The organism is Actinomadura rugatobispora, from assembly GCF_042656285.1.
GTDB lineage: Bacteria > Actinomycetota > Actinomycetes > Streptosporangiales > Streptosporangiaceae > Spirillospora > Spirillospora rugatobispora.
This window is the reverse complement of sequence record NZ_JBHSON010000246.1, coordinates 1-1,183: the sequence shown is the minus strand read 5'-3', so window position 1 is coordinate 1,183 and position 1,183 is coordinate 1. Positions and strand designations below refer to the sequence as shown.

Annotated in this window: 1 protein-coding gene; it reads left to right on the top strand. The window is 66.9% G+C overall.

Features of this window, described 5'->3' with window-relative positions; all coding sequences use genetic code 11:
• Positions 1-1,183, top strand: a 1,183-nt coding sequence (dnaK, locus tag ACFPZN_RS56130) for a molecular chaperone DnaK (RefSeq protein WP_378293616.1), incomplete at both ends; no start/stop codon positions are given.

Genomic DNA, 1,183 nt, shown 5'->3' with positions numbered 1-1,183 from the left:
CACGTGCGGTCGGTATCGACCTGGGGACGACCAACTCGGTCGTCGCGATCCTGGAGGGCGGCGAGCCCACGGTGATCGCCAACGCGGAGGGTTCGCGGACCACGCCGTCGGTGGTGGCGTTCGCCAAGAACGGCGAGGTGCTGGTCGGTGAGGTCGCCAAGCGGCAGGCGGTGACCAACGTCGACCGCACCATCCGGTCGGTCAAGCGCGAGATGGGCACCGACTGGAAGACCAAGATCGACGACAAGCCGTTCACCCCCCAGCAGATCAGCGCGTTCGTGCTGCAGAAGCTCAAGCGGGACGCCGAGGCCTACCTGGGCGAGAAGGTGACCGACGCGGTGATCACCGTGCCGGCCTACTTCTCCGACCACCAGCGGCAGGCCACCAAGGAGGCCGGGCAGATCGCCGGGCTGAACGTGCTGCGGATCATCAACGAGCCCACCTCCGCGGCGCTGGCCTACCACCTGGAGAAGGAGAACGAGGCCACCATCCTGGTGTTCGACCTGGGCGGCGGCACCTTCGACGTGTCGCTGCTGGAGGTCGGCGACGGGGTGGTCGAGGTCAAGGCGACCTCCGGTGACAACCACCTGGGCGGCGACGACTGGGACAACAAGGTCGTCGAGTGGCTGGTGGAGAAGTTCAAGAACGCCAACGGCGTGGACCTGTCCAAGGACAAGATGGCGCTGCAGCGGCTGCGCGAGGCGGCCGAGAAGGCCAAGATCGAGCTGTCGTCGTCCTCGGAGACGCAGATCAACCTTCCCTACATCACCGCTTCCTCCGAGGGTCCGCTGCACCTGGACGAGAAGCTGACCCGGGGCGAGTTCCAGCGGATGACCTCCGATCTGCTGGAGCGGACCAAGGCGCCGTTCAAGCAGGTGCTCAAGGACGCCGGGATCACCGTGGACGGCATCGACCAGGTCGTCCTGGTCGGCGGCTCGACGCGCATGCCGGCCGTCAGTGAGCTGGTCAAGGAGCTGACCGGGGGCAAGGAGCCCAACAAGGGCGTCAACCCCGACGAGGTCGTGGCGATCGGCGCGAGCCTGCAGGCGGGCGTGCTCAAGGGCGAGGTCAAGGACGTCCTGCTGCTGGACGTGACCCCGCTGTCGCTGGGGATCGAGACCAAGGGCGGCATCTTCACCAAGATCATCGAGCGCAACACCACCATCCCCACCAAGCGCTCGGA